Annotated in this window: 22 protein-coding genes; all 22 read right to left on the reverse strand. The window is 47.4% G+C overall.

Going from position 1 to position 16,701, the window contains the following annotated elements; genetic code table 11:
* The coding region (locus REC12_RS13760) for an NADH-quinone oxidoreductase subunit J (RefSeq protein WP_308893040.1) at positions 1-150 on the reverse strand (150 nt) is incomplete at its 3' end.
* A gap of 35 nt (positions 151-185) precedes the next feature.
* Entirely contained in the window at positions 186-587 is a 402-nt protein-coding gene (locus REC12_RS13765; RefSeq protein ID WP_308895375.1) for a NuoI/complex I 23 kDa subunit family protein, read from the reverse strand.
* A 4-nt stretch (positions 588-591) separates the two neighbouring features.
* Entirely contained in the window at positions 592-1,638 is a 1,047-nt protein-coding gene (gene nuoH / locus REC12_RS13770; protein WP_308895377.1) for an NADH-quinone oxidoreductase subunit NuoH, read from the reverse strand.
* A gap of 24 nt (positions 1,639-1,662) precedes the next feature.
* Entirely contained in the window at positions 1,663-2,766 is a 1,104-nt protein-coding gene (locus tag REC12_RS13775; protein ID WP_308895379.1) for an NADH-quinone oxidoreductase subunit D, read from the reverse strand.
* Positions 2,767-2,777: 11 nt separating this feature from the next.
* Complete coding sequence (locus tag REC12_RS13780; RefSeq protein ID WP_308895381.1) at positions 2,778-3,269, reverse strand: NADH-quinone oxidoreductase subunit C; 492 nt, start codon at positions 3,267-3,269, stop codon at positions 2,778-2,780.
* Positions 3,259-3,780, reverse strand: coding sequence for an NADH-quinone oxidoreductase subunit B (locus tag REC12_RS13785; RefSeq protein ID WP_308895383.1), 522 nt, complete (start codon positions 3,778-3,780; stop codon positions 3,259-3,261). The genes REC12_RS13780 and REC12_RS13785 overlap by 11 nt, the downstream gene beginning before the upstream one ends.
* A complete protein-coding gene (locus REC12_RS13790) occupies positions 3,771-4,130 on the reverse strand; it encodes an NADH-quinone oxidoreductase subunit A (protein WP_308895385.1) in 360 nt (119 codons plus the stop codon). Before REC12_RS13790 ends, REC12_RS13785 begins: the two co-directional genes overlap by 10 nt.
* 111 nt (positions 4,131-4,241) lie before the next feature.
* Positions 4,242-5,006: a ribonuclease HII gene (gene rnhB, locus REC12_RS13795; protein WP_374214211.1), complete on the reverse strand. Its 765-nt coding sequence runs from the start codon at positions 5,004-5,006 to the stop codon at positions 4,242-4,244.
* A gap of 100 nt (positions 5,007-5,106) precedes the next feature.
* Positions 5,107-5,937, reverse strand: a complete 831-nt coding sequence (ylqF, locus tag REC12_RS13800; RefSeq protein WP_308895389.1) for a ribosome biogenesis GTPase YlqF — start codon at positions 5,935-5,937, stop codon at positions 5,107-5,109.
* A gap of 40 nt (positions 5,938-5,977) precedes the next feature.
* A complete protein-coding gene (lepB, locus tag REC12_RS13805; protein WP_308895391.1) occupies positions 5,978-6,490 on the reverse strand; it encodes a signal peptidase I in 513 nt (170 codons plus the stop codon).
* A 164-nt stretch (positions 6,491-6,654) separates the two neighbouring features.
* Positions 6,655-7,002: a 50S ribosomal protein L19 gene (gene rplS, locus REC12_RS13810; RefSeq protein ID WP_308895392.1), complete on the reverse strand. Its 348-nt coding sequence runs from the start codon at positions 7,000-7,002 to the stop codon at positions 6,655-6,657.
* A gap of 164 nt (positions 7,003-7,166) precedes the next feature.
* Positions 7,167-7,724: an RNA methyltransferase gene (locus tag REC12_RS13815; protein WP_308895394.1), complete on the reverse strand. Its 558-nt coding sequence runs from the start codon at positions 7,722-7,724 to the stop codon at positions 7,167-7,169.
* Between the two features lie 38 nt (positions 7,725-7,762).
* On the reverse strand, positions 7,763-8,566 hold the full coding sequence (trmD, locus tag REC12_RS13820; protein WP_308895539.1) for a tRNA (guanosine(37)-N1)-methyltransferase TrmD: 804 nt from the start codon (positions 8,564-8,566) through the stop codon (positions 7,763-7,765).
* A 7-nt stretch (positions 8,567-8,573) separates the two neighbouring features.
* Positions 8,574-9,077 carry a ribosome maturation factor RimM gene (gene rimM / locus REC12_RS13825; RefSeq protein WP_308895397.1) on the reverse strand — a complete coding sequence of 168 codons (504 nt, stop codon included), beginning with the start codon at positions 9,075-9,077 and terminating at the stop codon, positions 8,574-8,576.
* Positions 9,078-9,138: 61 nt separating this feature from the next.
* Positions 9,139-9,369, reverse strand: coding sequence for a KH domain-containing protein (locus tag REC12_RS13830; protein ID WP_308895399.1), 231 nt, complete (start codon positions 9,367-9,369; stop codon positions 9,139-9,141).
* 25 nt (positions 9,370-9,394) lie between these two features.
* Entirely contained in the window at positions 9,395-9,661 is a 267-nt protein-coding gene (gene rpsP / locus REC12_RS13835) for a 30S ribosomal protein S16 (RefSeq protein ID WP_308895401.1), read from the reverse strand.
* A 377-nt stretch (positions 9,662-10,038) separates the two neighbouring features.
* Positions 10,039-11,385: a signal recognition particle protein gene (ffh, locus tag REC12_RS13840; RefSeq protein WP_308895402.1), complete on the reverse strand. Its 1,347-nt coding sequence runs from the start codon at positions 11,383-11,385 to the stop codon at positions 10,039-10,041.
* A 60-nt stretch (positions 11,386-11,445) separates the two neighbouring features.
* On the reverse strand, positions 11,446-11,802 hold the full coding sequence (locus REC12_RS13845) for a putative DNA-binding protein (protein WP_308895404.1): 357 nt from the start codon (positions 11,800-11,802) through the stop codon (positions 11,446-11,448).
* A 76-nt stretch (positions 11,803-11,878) separates the two neighbouring features.
* Entirely contained in the window at positions 11,879-13,180 is a 1,302-nt protein-coding gene (locus tag REC12_RS13850; protein ID WP_308895406.1) for an amidohydrolase, read from the reverse strand.
* A 32-nt stretch (positions 13,181-13,212) separates the two neighbouring features.
* Positions 13,213-14,250 carry an S-methyl-5-thioribose-1-phosphate isomerase gene (gene mtnA / locus REC12_RS13855; RefSeq protein WP_308895540.1) on the reverse strand — a complete coding sequence of 346 codons (1,038 nt, stop codon included), beginning with the start codon at positions 14,248-14,250 and terminating at the stop codon, positions 13,213-13,215.
* A gap of 15 nt (positions 14,251-14,265) precedes the next feature.
* Positions 14,266-15,048 carry an S-methyl-5'-thioadenosine phosphorylase gene (gene mtnP / locus REC12_RS13860; protein ID WP_308895542.1) on the reverse strand — a complete coding sequence of 261 codons (783 nt, stop codon included), beginning with the start codon at positions 15,046-15,048 and terminating at the stop codon, positions 14,266-14,268.
* Entirely contained in the window at positions 15,048-15,980 is a 933-nt protein-coding gene (gene ftsY / locus REC12_RS13865) for a signal recognition particle-docking protein FtsY (RefSeq protein ID WP_308895407.1), read from the reverse strand. The genes mtnP and ftsY overlap by 1 nt, the downstream gene beginning before the upstream one ends.
* Positions 15,981-16,701: the final 721 nt, after the last annotated feature.

Genomic DNA, 16,701 nt, shown 5'->3' on the forward strand with positions numbered 1-16,701 from the left:
TGTGTAAACCAGCAACTGAACTGCGGCCAGGAAATCCGCATTCATAAGCACATAGAGCACTGCAACACCCGAAAAGGAAAGTGCCAAATAGAATGCACTATGCACAATGTTCTTCGATGTGACAACACCCCAAGCCGCGGCAATGGCCATGATGGCGAAGATAAAGAAAACGATAGTGCCCACCTTTACCCCTCCTTTCCTTTCCGCTCAGCCCGTGCGATCATATCCCATTTCATGTCGTTAGGTTCAAACACTGCATTTTCGTAATCTTGTGTGACTGTCAAAGCTTTCGTTGGGCAGGCCTCTGTGCACATACCACAGAATAAGCAGCGTCCAAGGTCCATCTGATAAGTTTTCAGGACTTTTTTGTTGTTTTCATCCTTTTCGCTGGTTAATTTAATAACTCCGTTGGGACAAGCCATAGCACACATATTACAGGAAATGCATTTTTCCTTCTGCAAAGCCATAGAACTTCTGACTTTAAGAGGAAGCTCAGGTTTTTGCTCGGGATAAAACTCAGTGATATTGGGACCGACCATGCGTTTGAACGTGATGCCTAACCCTTGAAAAAGACCTTTACCAAACACTCCGTCACCCTCCTATCACGAGCCGGTAAATATAAATTCCCAGACCCGTTAAGAAAATATTCAAAACCGAAAGCGGCAATAATACCTTCCACGCTAAATGCATCAGATGATCGACTCTGATTCTGGGGAACGTCCAGCGCACCCACATCATAAAGAAGATAATAATTCCGACCTTCGTCCAAAACCAAACATAGCCAGGCAAAAAGCCCGGGCCCTGCCAGCCGCCAAGAAATACTGTCGCGGCCAGGGCCGATACAGCCGTCATATTTCCGTATTCACCCAGGAAAAATAAGCCCCAGCGGAGCCCGGTATACTCCGTAAACGGTCCGGCAACAACCTCTTGATCCGCTTCAACTAAGTCAAAAGGCGCGCGATTGACCTCGGCGATTCCAGCAATAATATAAATAACAAAGGCCAAGGGCTGAAGGACGATAAACGGTACCGTGTGTTGAGCTTTAACTATGTCACCCAAGTTGAAAGACTGAGTGATCATAATTACACCCAAAAGTGAGAATAATAACGGAATTTCATAACTGATCATTTGAGCGACTGCACGCATACCCCCTAATAAGGAGTATTTATTGTTGGAACCCCACCCGGCCATTAAAAAAGCCAGGGTTGAAACGGCAGAAACCGCCAGGAAATAAAATATACCCAAATCAAGATCAATGGGCGCCATACGATTTCCGTAAGGAATCACCGCCAAGGTCATCATTGGCAACGAGAAAATAATCATCGGTGCAATTTTAAAAAGGAATCTGTCGGCACCGGCGGGAGTAACATCTTCTTTTCCCATTAATTTCAAAGCATCGGCAATTGTCTGAAACCACCCGCGCGGACCGAGACGATTGGGCCCTGTTCTTTGTGAGGTCCAGCCTGCAATTTTACGTTCAAGTAAAATCAGAACTAAAGCGGCCAGCACAATAATGACAACCACGATGATAAAATCAATGACATCCATGGTTAAGTCAGCCCAAACTGAGTGGGGGTCCGCAAAAAGATTACGGATAAAAGCCGCAATAATCAAAAACAGATTATTTAAAGTCTGCATCTTATTCTCCCCTCATTGGATTTTCTACTTGTCCACTTCACCCAGTACTGCATCCAAGGTCGCAAAAATAGCGACAACGTCTTGGATTTTCCATCCCTTGGCAACTATAGGAAGCATTTGCAGATTTATGAACGTGCCTGGACGAATACGAACTCGTGACGGTTTTGTCGATCCATCACTGACGATGTAGAATCCTAATTCTCCTTTAGGGTTCTCCACGCGGTGATAAACTTCGCCAACCGGAGGCTTAATAACTTTAGGCACCTTGGCCATGATAGGACCCTGAGGGATATCACGTACAGCCTGCTTGATGATCTTTACACTTTCCTTAATCTCATCGAGCCGGATTATGGTTCGATCATAGCTGTCACAACCCGTTCGAACAGGAATGTCAAAGTCAAAACGATCGTAAATGCTATACGGCTCCGCTTTACGTAAATCATATTTAACTCCGGATGCCCGCAAAACCGGACCTGTAATCGAGAGGTTTTCCGCCAGTTCCTTAGTCAAGATCCCTACGTTTTTCAAGCGGCCTTGAGCAATTTCATTGCCAAAAAAGAGTCCGTAGTATTCTTCCAACATTTCAGGCGTATCATCCAGGAAGGATTGCAAGGCAGGCCAGAATTCAGCAGGAGGCTCGGAAGCCATTCCGCCGATACGCATAATGTTGACCGTTAAACGGCTTCCCGCGGTCATTTCATACATATCCAAAATGCGCTCGCGATCTCGGAAAGCATAGGACCAAGCTGTCCATCCCGCCATATCCAAAGCGGTACTGGCGATCATAACTTGATGGCTGGCAATCCGGGCAAGTTCGCCGAAGATGACGCGAAGGTATTCGGCTCTTTCCGGAATTTCAACCCCCATCAGCTTCTCAACCGTCTGAACATACCCCCAGTTATTATGTGGAGAAGCCAAATAATCTAACCGGTCTGTGTACGGAATAAATTGCGAGTAGGTTCGGCTTTCTGCTAGTTTCTCAATTCCTCGATGCAAATATCCAAGTTTAGGATCAATGTTCGTAACTGTTTCGCCTTCTAAATGGACCACCATCCGGAATAAGCCGTGCATACTCGGGTGCTGGGGGCCCATGTTTAAAATAAGTTCTTCGGTTTGTTCAATACTCATGGTTTTTCCCCCTATTCCCCTTCTTGACGCTGGCGGACCAGATTGCGAATCTCAACAGGTTCGGTCACATAGTCCTTGCGCAACGGATAGCCTTCAAAGTCATCCCACATGTAAATTCGTTTAAGGTTGGGATGCCCTTTGAATTGAATGCCAAACATATCATAAGCTTCACGTTCTAAAAAGTCTGCTCCTTGCCAGATTCGCGTTACAGAATCAAGCACCGGCTTTTCCCTTTCAACGACAGCTTTCACCCGCAGACGCTGTGGACCGCGCAAACTTGTCAATTGATAAACGACTTCCAAATGATCCACTAAATCTAACCCACACAGATCGTGGAGAAAGTCACATGGAACATCGGAGAAGCTTTTGGCGGCAGTAAGAGTTTCCAAAATATAAGGGGCTTGAACTTTGAGAATAAGTGCTCCTAAGCTCTCTTCTACCTCACCATTAACCCTGCCGGCAAGCTCTTCCACTCGTTGTTTTAATACTTCTTTATTTTCCATGTCGCATTAACCTCACCTTAGCGGGATTTGAAACTTTAAATTGAAGTTGCAAAAGCCCATAGATCAAGGATTCCGGCCGCGGAGGGCAACCTGGGATGTAGACGTCTACAGGAACAATCTTATCGACACCTGCCAACATCGAATAAGAATCCACAAAAGGTCCTCCGGCATTGGCACAGCTCCCCATGGCGATTACCCATTTGGGCTCAGGCATTTGGTCGTAAATGCGGCGTAAAAGCGGAGCCATTTTGCGCGTGCAGGTTCCCGCCACAATCATAACATCCGCTTGACGCGGTGACGCCCGAAACACCTCGTAGCCAAAGCGGGAAATATCATAGCGCGGTCCGCCCGTCGCCATCATCTCAATAGCACAACAAGCTAAGCCAAGAGTAACCGGCCAAAAAGAATGCCCTCGGGCCCAGTTAAGAAGCTTATCAATATTGGTTACTAAAATGTTCTTTTCCAGCAGCGTTTCTTCCTCACGCAGCCGTTTTTCTAAAGTTACATCCACTCTAAAGCACCTTCTTTCCAAGCATACCAGAAACCAACCAAAAGAATCACGATAAAGATGAACATTTCCACGAAAGCGAATGTTCCCAGCTTCTGGAATGTGAGCGCCCAAGGATATAAGAAGACAGTTTCAACATCAAAGGCAGTAAACACAAGAGCATACATAAAATAATTACTCTTAAATCCGAGCCAGGTCCGTCCAATCGTTTCGTTTCCACACTCATAGGTTGTCAGCTTTTCCTTATGTGGTTTGTTGGGAGCCAACAACTTGGGCATGAGCATCATAATGATGGATACGGCAATAGCTCCAACCAGAAACACCCCTACAGCAGCAAAATTGTAGTTTGACATCTTCCTAACCTCCTTCCTCAAGAAATTAGATTATTTATAGCCGATTTATTCCCTACCCATGGGTATTCGAATAAATCCGGCCTAAAGCGGCGCCATAACCTCAATCAATTATTAAAGAGCGGACGACCCTTGTTTTACCGGGGCAAAACTCCTTCGATGAAGAGGACATGGCCCTAAACGCCGCAAAACTTTCATATGTTCATTGGTCCCATACCCTTTATTCTTGGAAAAAGTGTATTCAGGATAAAGTCTGTCAAGCTCAACCATTAAGCGATCACGAGTTACCTTAGCTAAAATCGAAGCTGCGGCAATCGAAGCACTGAGCCGATCTCCTCCCACTAGGGGAAGCTGAGGCAAATTCACTGCCGGTAAGGTGAGTGCATCAATCAATAAGTAATGGGGACGGGCCGTCAAGCCTTCAACCGCTCGCTTCATAGCTAATTTCGTGGCTTGCAATATGTTCAGGGCATCAATCTCGGCAGGTTCAGCGCTGCCAACCGCATAATCGATTGCCTGGGACTGGATTTGAAAAAATAGCTTTTCCCGCTTGCTTTCTGTTAACATTTTTGAATCATTAAGTCCAGGCAGCTCAAAGCGCGTCGGAAGAATACAGGCGGCGGCAACGACAGGTCCGGCCAAAGGGCCCCGGCCTGCTTCATCGATACCGGCCAAGAGCAGATAGCCTTTCTGCCATAATTTCTTTTCTTCCAAAAGCAGTTCCTGAACACGTGCTTCTTCCAGTGCTTGGGCTTGCTGTTGCCTAATCAGACGCTCGGCAAGCCGACGAACTCCCTGCCGCGAATCATTCTGACAGGCGGCAAGCATTCGCGGAGAAGGGTCCTTATATAAGGCAATTTCAACTTCCCGCACATTCATCTGAGATAACGGTTCCACCCTATTCTCCTCTTTCTCAGTTCGACATCAAAAGTCTATTTCCTTTATTAGAGGTATCCGAAATAATTCCAAATTTTGGAGTTTAATCAAGATTATAATCCATCGTTATGGGTCCAAGTTGCCCCATCCTAAGTTCGCGCAGGAAGATCTGCGCCGCTTTCAACGTATCCACCCGTCCGCCATGAATCAAGCAGCCCCGCTTGCGGCCCAAGGTCTCCAACGTCACATCCTCTTCTGAATCCTGATAACGGCTTAAAGACTTGGGAGAATTTGTTTTGAGCCAGTCAATAATCCAAATTGCCAAATCTTCGGGATCAAAGACCTCATCTTTAATGGCCCCCAAAGCTGCAAGCTTGCGGCCGACTTCCGGATCTTCAAACTTAGGCCACAACATTCCCGGTGTGTCCAGGAGTTCCACCCGTTCGTGAATTCGCACCCATTGGTTTCCCCGGGTCACGCCGGGCTTATTGCCAACTTTAGCCTGAGAACCACCTGTCAACTGATTAATTAACGAAGATTTGCCGATATTGGGTATCCCAACAATCATAACTTTGATCATCTGAGGGCGAATTCCTTTTTCCGCAAGCCTCGCTTGCTTCGGCTTCACTATCGCCTCCAGGGCCGGTACAATTTGCTTAATTCCCGCTCCGGTGACCGCACTAAGGGCATAGGCCGGACTCGCGGCTCTCAGTCTTTCCAGCCATTTTGCCGTCCAGACAGGGTCCGCTAAATCCGCCTTATTCAACAAGACAAGCCTTGGTTTAGCGCCAAGCAACTGATGCAGCATTGGGTTACGGCTGCTAACCGGAATTCTGGCATCGGCAAGCTCTATGACAACGTCAACCCATTTCAACTGATCCGTCAGAAGACGTCTGGCTTTGGCCATATGGCCGGGAAACCACTGTATACTCATCAAAATCCATCCTTACTAACTCGAACCCGGACCAATCCGATTAAAAAAGTTTTATCCGTTGAAAAGGGTAATAAACCAACCACGCTTTTCCCAGGAGATAGGTTTTAGGAAGCAATCCCCATTCTCGTGAATCTTCGCTTTCACGGCGATTGTCCCCCAATACAAACACTTTGTCCGCAGGGACAATCTCCGGTCCATAAGGAGGATAAGCTCCCGGTTTGACATAAGGCTCCTGAATAGCTTTCCCATTGACAAAGACTTGATTGTCACGCAATTCAACCTTTTCACCTTCTACAGCAATAACCCGTTTTACAAAGGTGCGCTTGGTGTCTTTCGGAAAGGCAAAAACAATGATATCCCCGCGGGTAGGAGCCCAAAGCCTATAGGCCAGCCGGTTGACAAGAATACGATCACCAGGGACTATACCCGGTTCCATGGATGGCGATGGTATTAAGTAAGGTTGTAATACTCCCCAACGTAAAATTCCGCCACACACTAAAATGACGGCAAAAAAAACAATGACCCATTTTTTCTTCGACTTTAATTGTTCCATTGTCTAGCTCCCCTCTTGCACTACTCTTAGTATGGGCAAGATTCTTGGGAGCATACGTCAAATTAATAATTTATGGATATAACCAATTCAAATCTGATAACTCAAAATATTTATAATTGGTTGGTAAAAAAAAAGAGCCAGATCGCTCCAGCCCATTTTTAACCTTAGATCGAACGGCGATCGCGAATCCGCGCTGCCTTTCCTGAAAGAGACCGCAAATAATAGAGTTTAGCCCGGCGCACAACGCCCCGGCGCACCACCTCGATTTTATCTAAACGAGGGGAATGCAAAGGAAATGTACGTTCTACTCCTACACCGGCAAAAACACGTCGAACTGTAAAGGTCTCTCTGATACCGCCACCTTTCATGGCGATAACAAGTCCTTCAAAAATCTGAACACGTTCACGAGTACCCTCGACAATACGCACATGTACGCGTACTGTATCACCAGGGCGGAAGTGAGGAAGATCTTTTTTCATTTGCTCTTCTTCAATCATTCGAATATAATCCATTATTAAATTACCCCCCTTCCTTGCCTAGATGTTCATACACTGTTTTCAGCGAGCGGACCATCCCTTATAAGACCAACTTATATTATCATAACCTGAATGGTTATGCAACTTCCATTATAAAATGTAATTATTCGGTTTTTTTCCTATGATTAAATAATTAAATGTCAATGTCCTCTTAAACGGTCTAGGATAATTGCCACTGCCGAACGCACGGAGAGGTGATTATACTCCGTGGGGCCATAAATAGGTTCAAGAATTTGATCCATAGTTTCCATATCTTCTTTCAGTAATCCCCACCCCGTACCAAACAACAACAAAATTGGCGTGTCCGAAGTCTCTATGTCCTGGCGGAGCTGGGCGTAGGAAACTGTATTGGGATATTTCCGGGCATCAGTGGCTACTCGCAGCGGAGTCCTGCCCTGCTCGGCTTGGATTTCAGAATATACTTCAGCCAAATTCTCGGCAATCCTTACTCGGGAAAAGGCTTCCTGCCGATCGGGATTATATTCCGCCCCGTATCCTTCCTGCCAAAACCTCATAATTCGTTTTGCCAACTGACGCTGAGCTTCGGCAGGATGTACCACATAGTAGCGTTTTATTCCATAAGTTGTCGAACTGCGCGCGATGTCATGCAAGTCTAAATTGGTGATTGAGGTCGCTACCGTTTCCATATTTTTATTGTAAACCGGTGCGTGGATTAAAGCCAGGTATATATCCGCCACGACGTTTCCTCCTGATTTCGTATGTACTCATTAATAAATTAAGCTTTGCGGGAACTCCTCCGACGCTTCGGCGGAGGACAGAGATGCTCCCATTTTAGGCGCCAAGCTGCCATTTCAGGATATTCAAGAATAAGCTCTTCCAATATGGCATAATCATCAGATTCAAAACTAACCGTCGCAAATAAATCCGGCCGCCGCAAAAATGTACGGCAAATCGATTCCTTTCTGCGCCACCGCTTAATCATAGCATGATGACCGGAAAGCAACACTTCGGGAACCTGTCTTCCTTCAAAATCTGCCGGACGGGTATATTGAGGATACTCTAACAGCGTCGCGCTATGGGATTCCTCGGCAACGGAAGTCTCTTCCCCAAGCACCCCGGGGACCAAGCGGGCCACGGCATCCATCATAACCATCGCTGCCAGCTCACCTCCGGTCAGGACATAATCTCCCAGTGAAGCCTCTTCGTCAACCAGCTCGCGAATCCGTTCATCAAAGCCCTCATAATGCCCGCAAAGAAATATTAATTCATCATATTCCGACCACAGCTTTGCCGTTTCCTGACGAAAAACCCGCCCCTGAGGGGACATAAGAATTACCCGCCTTCGGCCCTGAGCTGGGGGTAAATTCCGCATAGCCGCATAGATTGGTTCCGGCTTCAAGACCATGCCGGCCCCGCCGCCATAGGGAACATCATCCACGTTTTTATGCTTGCTGGTGGCGTAGTCCCTGAAATCCACGAAATCAATTTTCAGAAGCCCCGCTTCTTGAGCGCGCTTAAGAATACTTTCGCGGACAGGCGCAAACATCTCCGGAAATAAGGTTAAAACGGTCATTTTCATAGACATGTCAATCCTCCAACAGCCCTGGAGGAAGAATAACATCCATGCGCTTAGCTTGGACATCTACCTTCTTTACAACACTTTTCAGTGCCGGTATGCATACTTCCCCTTTACTCCCTTTGACAATATAAACATCGTTAGCACCCGTCTCCAAAACTTCAGTTAAAACACCCAAACAGACCTCTCCTTCGTAAACATTCATCCCCTCAAGCTCGAAATAATACCAGCCGTCTTCCAGAGGCGGAACTTCCGAACGATCAATCCTGACTTCCCAGCCGCGAAACTTCTCTGCCAATTCAATGCTCTCAATTCCTTCCAGAGAGAGTAAGACTTGATCCGTCTGAACCCGGGCGGCAGAGATAACTTTAAAGCGTTGATCTATCTCACCTTTGTGCAAGATTACTTCCTGAAGCTTAGAAAACCGCTCCGGGTCAGCAGTAAGCGGGTAAACTTTCAGCGTTCCGCCAACCCCGTGAGGCCGCAAAACTTCTCCAATCAGCACTTCATTCATTCTCTTTGCCCCTTTCAATAGAGTTTAAAACGTTAAGAAGGGCACTAAGCCCTTCTTATCATCATTGATCAATGTCCATATGAACTCGGCGACCATCTTTGACGGCAGCAGCTTTTACCAGCGTACGAATAGCATTGGCGATCTTTCCCTGTTTGCCGATCACCTTTCCCATGTCCTCGGGAGCGACAGTGAGCTGCAAATGCACGGTTTTATCTGTCTCAGACTGGGCAACAAAAACCTGGTCAGAATGATCGACCAACGCTTTCGCGAGGATTTCAACAAGTTCCTTCACAGGAACCACCCCCTACACACTACTCTTAGTTCTTGGACTCGTGGAATTTCGTCAGGATACCTGCTTGGCTTAACAAAGACTTAGCAGTATTTGAAGGCTGTGCCCCTGTTGAGAGCCATTTCAAAGCCTTATCCTCGTCGATGTTTAAAATAACTGGGCTTTTCGTCGGATCGTAATAACCGATTTGTTCAATAAATCGTCCATCACGAGGAGCTTTAGCCTCAGCAATTACCATGCGATAGAAAGGATTCTTTTTTGCACCGATACGGCACAAACGAATTTTCGTAGCCATCTTTTCACCTCCTTTACAGAATACCCAAATTTACGCAATAAAAGACCCTAACTTACACTTTTACTCCCGCAGCGCAGAGACGGTGCACATCTATGTGCCGTCCACCCCCATCACCGTCGCTAGCCCCCGTCGTTCCCCGTCCCAAGCTCGGGACGCAGCATGACGCAAGCGCGACGTCTTTACGCAAGCAGCTTAGCAAACTCCGTGAAAGCGACCCCAGACACGGGGCGGTGAACACGGATGTTCACCGCCGCCATTGCGCCAGGGACGGCGCATATGGCGGGAACCCCGCTCCCCAAAGAAAAAGCTTGAACGGTAGTTTGCTCTGCGAGCGTATGACAGAGCGCTGCGTCATGCAAGTCCCCTCATGCAAGTCCTCACCTAAATCCCGCTTTCTTACCCTTCTTGCCTTTTTTGCCCATCCCGAACATTCCCATACCGCCGGAGCTGAACTGCTTCACCATTTTTTGCATCTGTTCAAACTGCTTCAGCAGCCGCCCGACTTCCTGAACACTCGTTCCGCTCCCTTTGGCAATTCTCCTCTTCCGGGAGTCTTTGATGAGAGCAGGCTTTCGGCGCTCTTCAAAGGTCATAGAGCGGATAATCGCTTCAATATGATCTGTGTCTTTTTCATCAATTTTTACGTCTTTTAACTGTTTCCCAACTCCCGGAATCATTTCCAGGAGAGAAGATAGCGGGCCCATTTTCTTCATCTGCTGCATTTGCTCAAGAAAATCATCAAGGTTGAATTCCTGTTTGCGCAGCTTCTGTTCCATTTCCCTCGTTTTTTTCTGATCAAAGGACTCCTGCGCTTTTTCGATCAGAGTGAGGACATCCCCCATCCCCAGAATACGGGATGCCATACGGTCGGGATGGAAAGGTTCCAAGGCATCCATCTTCTCGCCGGTACCGGCGAACTTGATAGTGCAACCAGTCACCGCTTTAATTGATAAGGCCGCCCCACCGCGGGTATCCCCATCAAGCTTCGTCAGAATAACTCCGTCAAGTCCCAGTTCCTTATGAAATGACTCAGCCACGTTTACAGCGTCTTGACCTGTCATGGCATCTACAACTAAAAGGATCTCGTGGGGCTTGACAGCGGCTTTGATACTCTTCAGCTCATCCATCAATTCTTCATTAATATGCAGGCGGCCCGCAGTATCTATGATAACGACATCATGTCCATTTTGATAAGCGTGCTTGACACTGGCAACCGCAATGTCGGCCGGAGGCTCTTGTCCCATAGAAAACACCGGCACATTCAGCTGTTCGCCTAAAACCTGCAATTGCTTAATTGCCGCCGGGCGATAAATATCACACGCTACCATTAAGGGACGTTTCCCTTGCTTTTTAAGCATGTTGGCCAGCTTTGCCGCGTGGGTTGTTTTTCCGGCTCCTTGCAGCCCCAGCAGCAAAATAACCGTGGGGGGTTTGGAAGCAACCAGGATTTTTCCTGTTGCCCCTCCCATTAGTTCAATCATTTCTTCATGAACAATTTTTATAACCTGCTGCGCAGGAGAAAGAGATTCCAGAACATCTTGTCCGATACACCGTTCTTTGACTTTAGCGACAAAATCTTTGACGACTTTAAAGTTAACGTCGGCTTCGAGCAGGGCAACACGCACTTCTCTCATCGCTTCATTAACATCGGCTTCTTTCAATATACCTTTACCCTTGAGTCTCTTAAATGTTTCTTGGAGCTTGTCACTCAATCCTTGAAACATAGTCTTGACCACCTCCGTGCCGTCGCCTCGCAGATCTTTAGTTCTCTAGACAACTTATCCTCAAATATCAAAGACATCTTCAATCATGGCGCCTATGCGGCAATGCCGCTCCCAGGCAGCCTGACTGGAAAAATCCTGCTCATTTAACCCCTGCATTAAAGCTTTCACTTCAGTAAGCTTCTCCCGTTCCGTCCAGAATCTCTGGACAAGTCCCAGCTTATCTTCATATTCTTTAAGTATTCTTTCAGTCCGTTTCAGCAAATCATGAATGGCTTGGCGGCTGATATGCTCCAGCTCGGCAATCTCAGCAAGGGAAAGGTCCTGCTGGTAGTGCAAATCCCAGACATTTCGTTGCTTTTCAGTAAGCAGAGGACCATAGAAATCTGCGAAAAGAGCCATAGTGGCCAGTTTCTCCATATCAATCCTCCTGTAAAGCATTTTTACTTTACAACCGAATATTAGACTAAAACTTTTAGTTTGTCAAGAACCTAGATTATCCATTCAATTCAAAGGCAATCCGCTTAGCTCTGGTTTCCGCTTCCTGACATACTTTGTTTACATCTAACGTTAGAATTTTCCGTTCCTCCATAAGTATCTTGCCATCTACCATCACCGTTCGTACGTCTCCCGCGTGAGCGACATAAGCTAAATGGGCAGGTATGGAAAACCGGGGATAAAAATGAGGCTGATCAAGATCCACCGTAATCAAATCGGCTTTAAACCCGGGAGCCAGCATCCCCACGTCTTCGAAGCCCAAAGTTTGAGCGCCGCTAACAGTGGCCATTTCCAACACTTCATAAGCGCTGAGAGCCGTAGAATTAACCCGAAGCTTTTGTTGGAAGGCTGCCGAACGCATTTCTCCGAAGAGATCGAGATTATTATTACTTGAGGCCCCATCGGTTCCCAAGCCTACGACAATACCTTGAGCGCGCAGTTCGGTGATGGGGGCGGTTCCGCTGTTCAGCTTCATATTGCTTTCGGGGTTATGGGCAACACAGACATGCCTGCGAGCCAGAATTTCCATATCAGCGGGAGTCAAATGTACGCAATGTGCGGCTACCACATGTCCGCCAAAAAGTCCCAGTTCGTCCAGCCACTCCACCGGAGTTTTGCCATATTGCTTATTGATCATTGTAATCTCGTCGAGTGTTTCGGCCACATGAATATGAATTCCCACGCCTAAGCGGTCTGCCTCAGCCTTAACACGCCGCAGAAAGTCGCCTGAACAAGTGTACGGAGCGTGAGGGCCAAGCATAACCTTCAGTCTCCCCTCTCCGGCACCCTGATAGCGTTGAATCAGATCAATACCTTCCTGCAGGGCACGCTCACCATTTGGCGCATTTCCAATCATTCCCCGGGAAAGAACCGCACGTGTGCCTGCCTGCAGGACCGCTTCTGCGACCTGGTCCATGGAGGCATACATATCCAGCATCGTCGTAGTTCCGGAACGAATCATCTCGCAAAGCGCCAAAGCCGTCCCCCAGTAGATATCCTGATCCGTCATTTTATCTTCGAAGGGCCACACTTTATCCTGCAGCCAAGGCATAAGCGGAAGATCGTCGGCATAGCTCCTAAGCAGCGTCATAGCCGCATGAGTATGAGTATTAATTAAGCCTGGCATCACAACATCATTAGGCAAGTTGAGGATGCGGTCAGGCACAAAGTCTTGGGGGGCGGAGCCTTCTTCCCCTACGGATAAAATGCGCCCCTCTTCTATACAGATTTCTCCTCGCGAATAGAAGGCATCAGGTCCAGTCATCGGTAATACCATAGCCCGAATTAGTATCTTCGACAATTCTCTATCACTCCTTATAAATGCCAAGCGGCCTAGGAACGAACCATCAATTTAAGGAGGTTGACAGAATACGGTGCGGTGACAATCCCCTTCTCAGTGATGATGCCCGTAATATATTTTGCCGGGGTGACATCAAAAGCCGGATTATAGACATTAACGCCTTCCGGCGCCATCGGTACCCCGAAACACTCCCTCATTTCTTTAGCGGGCCGCTCTTCGATGGGAATTTCCTGTCCCGTCGGAACTTTTAAGTCAATTGTGGAAGTTGGAGCTGCGACATAAAAAGGAACCTCGTGGGCTTGAGCCAAGACCGCCAAAGAGTAGGTCCCAATTTTATTGGCCGTATCGCCGTTAGCGGCAATACGGTCCGCTCCGACGATCACCAGGTCGATCTTGCCTTGTTGCATTAAAAAACCCGCCATACTATCAGCAATCAGCGTCACCGGTATTTTATCATTCATCAGTTCTAAAGCCGTTAGCCTTGCCCCTTGCAACAGAGGCCTGGTTTCGTCAGCATAGACATGAACCGCTTTGCCGGATGTGTGAGCCACTCGTATCACACTTAGGGCTGTGCCATATTCCACCGTGGCGAGAGCACCGGCATTGCAGTGAGTCAGAATATTGACCTTTTCCGGAACAATTTCATTTCCCAGTTCACCAATCAGGCGATTCATGCGGCGGTCATCTTCCGCAATACGGTCCGCCTCTTCGATTAAGGCCTTGCGCACCGTGTCCAAATCCTCAATTTCCCAGCACTCACGCAAGCGGTCTTCCATGCGGCGCAGGGCCCAAAACAAGTTGACGGCTGTAGGGCGTGTTTGCGCCAGCCGGGCCTGCACCACTTCCATAAAACTCGTCAAACCCTCTCTATTGCCCTTGTACTCAAGTGCTCCGAGCGCATAGCCATAGGCCACCGCCGCTCCTATAGCAGGCGCGCCACGAACTTCCATAGTTTCAATAGCCTCCGCTACTTCCTCATAAGACACAGCATCTCGGTAGGCCGTTTCTTTAGGTAGCTTGGTCTGATCTAATATCCTCAAGACATTTCCCAGCCATTCAATTGATTTCATCATCCCACCGCCTTTCTAAAATTTACCAACTTCCTGATTTGCTGAAGGACACCAGCAATTCTGAGTTGGGGGTAAAACTTCAAAGGTTGCTTGAAGAAGGTGCGCTATTTTTAAATTTAAATCTTTTAAGCTCTCCAGTACTTCGGCATGGCTCAACAAATGAGCGGAGATTCCCGCCGCCTCATTCGTGACCATTCCAATAGAAGCATAACACATTCCAAGCTCCCGAGCCAAAACCACTTCCGGTACACTCGTCATGCCGACAAGATCCGCTCCAAGTTTTTGAAACATCCGTATCTCCGCGGGCGTTTCAAACCTGGGCCCTTCTGTACAAACATAACATGCTCCATCCTTAACCACAATCCCGATTTTCCGAGCTACATCTAAGATAACCTTTTGTACCGAAGTGCAATAAGGTTCCGTCATATCCACGTGGAGGACTCCCCGTTCCCCGCCTTCATAAAATGTTTGCGGACGGCTCTTGGTAAAATCCAGAAACTGATCTAAGAGGACCAGTTCACCTAAATGATACTCAGAGGAGAGGGAACCGACAGCCGCCGTCGCCAACACCTTGCGAACTCCCAGAGCGTGCAGAGCCCAAATATTCGCTCTGTAATTCACCAGATGCGGAGGAGTAGCATGATTACGGCCATGACGGCTTAAAAAAGCAATTTCCTGTCCGGAGAGTTTTCCAACCATCGGCTCGACCGTACCAAAAGGAGTATCCACCGTAAGCACACGTTGTTCCGCTAACTTAAAGTTCTCAACACCCGTACCGCCAATTAGAGCAAACTGAATCAGAAATCTCCCCCCTCTGCTCCGCCAAAGAGCGCCTCAGCAAAATCCTTAGGAACAAATGGGCGCAAATCTTCCATGCCTTCACCAATCCCAATCCATTTCACCGGAATCCGCGTTTCCCCTTGAATTCCCAGCACAACGCCTCCTTTAGCCGTCCCGTCTAACTTCGTCAGTACAATCCCCGTAACCCCGGCAACTTCCTGAAACAGCTTAGCCTGCTGCAGGGCATTTTGGCCTGTCGTGGCATCTAAGACCAGAAGCACTTCCTGGGGTGCTCCAGGGATTTCTCGTTCAATGACTCGCTTAACCTTACGCAATTCTTCCATAAGATTAACTTTATTGTGAAGACGACCCGCGGTATCCACAAGTACAACATCAACATTGCGGGACTTTGCCGCCTGAACGGCATCGTAGGCGACAGCCGCCGGATCGGCGCCCTCTCTCTGCTTAATCACTTCAACACCGGACCGCTCTCCCCAAATTTCCAGCTGATCAATCGCTGCCGCCCGAAAAGTATCTCCCGCGGCCAAAAGCACACGCTTTCCATCGTTGCGAAACCGCCGGGCAAGCTTGCCAATGGTAGTAGTCTTCCCGACTCCATTAACTCCCACTACCAGGATAATACTTGGCCCTCGTTCAGCAAAAGACATCGCCACTTCTTCTCCCAATAATTCCACAATTAACTCTTGCAGAACTTTAGTCAGCTCTTGAGGATCAGAAATCTTACGCTCTTTAACCTCTTTGCGCAAACGCTCAACCAATTCCATAGACGTGTTAACCCCAACGTCCGAGCGAATTAAGACCTCTTCCAATTCTTCAAATAAATCTTCATCAATTTTTTTGTAGCCGGTAAAGATCTGCTCAACCTTTTCCACAAAATTTTGACGTGTTTTTGTCAGGCCAGCTTTGAGCTGGGCAAAAAATCCTGCCATACTTTTCTTCTATCCCTCCGTTAATCTATGTGCGAAGTTTGGCTTCGAGATTTGAACCCAAGACTAGAATATCACACAAAGACCTTTTGTGTTGTATATTTTTTAGTCAAACCCAAACGAAGTATGACACATAAACTACATCTTTATGTAAATCAGCAAGGAAAACTCCGATATTGGCTGAGCTTTCAGACGCAAAAACGTTCTTTTACCTCTTTTAGATAAAGAACCGTCTCCCGCCTCTGAGCTATTCACGTCTTTCTCTTAAGTAAGTCCGGCACCCATTTTATGTATTCACACTCAGTTGATTAAATCCAGCGTTTGCTGCCTAATCTCATTTCGGTGCAGTTTGCCATTTTCATAGGTAATGGTTTGGTAATTCTCCGCAAGCAAACGACTCTATCCGATAACTATGTTTATCAAAAAACTCGCTTCTTACACTCCTACAAAGCAGACGGCGCACATTTATGTGCTGTCCCTGAACAATTTCCCAACTCTAATTGTCACCTTCCATTCCCTAATCCGAGCTTAGGATACAAACAAGACACAGGCGTGATGCCTTTCGTAAGCAGCCAGCAAAGTTCGGAAAACAACCAGTTCCATTCGACAGAAGGCTCTCTCAATTCACGCTCTATCATAAAAGTCGCTTCTTACACTCCTACAAAGCGGACGGCGCACATTTATGTGCCGTCTCCGAACAACTTCCCAACTCTAACTGTCACCT

This window comes from Candidatus Desulfosporosinus nitrosoreducens, assembly GCF_030954495.1.
In the GTDB taxonomy this organism is placed as follows: Bacteria; Bacillota; Desulfitobacteriia; order Desulfitobacteriales; family Desulfitobacteriaceae; genus Desulfosporosinus; species Desulfosporosinus nitrosoreducens.

Bases quoted from the DNA above. Each gene is read 5' to 3' on its own strand.
- nuoH (WP_308895377.1), bottom strand. From the start codon at position 1,638: ATGCAGACTTTAAATAATCTGTTTTTGATTATTGCGGCTTTTATCCGT.
- REC12_RS13775 (WP_308895379.1), bottom strand. From the start codon at position 2,766: ATGAGTATTGAACAAACCGAAGAACTTATTTTAAACATGGGCCCCCAG.
- REC12_RS13780 (WP_308895381.1), bottom strand. From the start codon at position 3,269: ATGGAAAATAAAGAAGTATTAAAACAACGAGTGGAAGAGCTTGCCGGC.
- REC12_RS13790 (WP_308895385.1), bottom strand. From the start codon at position 4,130: ATGTCAAACTACAATTTTGCTGCTGTAGGGGTGTTTCTGGTTGGAGCT.
- rnhB (WP_374214211.1), bottom strand. From the start codon at position 5,006: ATGAATGTGCGGGAAGTTGAAATTGCCTTATATAAGGACCCTTCTCCG.
- ylqF (WP_308895389.1), bottom strand. From the start codon at position 5,937: ATGAGTATACAGTGGTTTCCCGGCCATATGGCCAAAGCCAGACGTCTT.
- lepB (WP_308895391.1), bottom strand. From the start codon at position 6,490: ATGGAACAATTAAAGTCGAAGAAAAAATGGGTCATTGTTTTTTTTGCC.
- rplS (WP_308895392.1), bottom strand. From the start codon at position 7,002: ATGGATTATATTCGAATGATTGAAGAAGAGCAAATGAAAAAAGATCTT.
- trmD (WP_308895539.1), bottom strand. From the start codon at position 8,566: ATGAAAATGACCGTTTTAACCTTATTTCCGGAGATGTTTGCGCCTGTC.
- rimM (WP_308895397.1), bottom strand. From the start codon at position 9,077: ATGAATGAAGTGCTGATTGGAGAAGTTTTGCGGCCTCACGGGGTTGGC.
- rpsP (WP_308895401.1), bottom strand. From the start codon at position 9,661: ATGGCTACGAAAATTCGTTTGTGCCGTATCGGTGCAAAAAAGAATCCT.
- ffh (WP_308895402.1), bottom strand. From the start codon at position 11,385: ATGTTTCAAGGATTGAGTGACAAGCTCCAAGAAACATTTAAGAGACTC.
- REC12_RS13845 (WP_308895404.1), bottom strand. From the start codon at position 11,802: ATGGAGAAACTGGCCACTATGGCTCTTTTCGCAGATTTCTATGGTCCT.
- mtnA (WP_308895540.1), bottom strand. From the start codon at position 14,250: ATGAAATCAATTGAATGGCTGGGAAATGTCTTGAGGATATTAGATCAG.
- ftsY (WP_308895407.1), bottom strand. From the start codon at position 15,980: ATGGCAGGATTTTTTGCCCAGCTCAAAGCTGGCCTGACAAAAACACGT.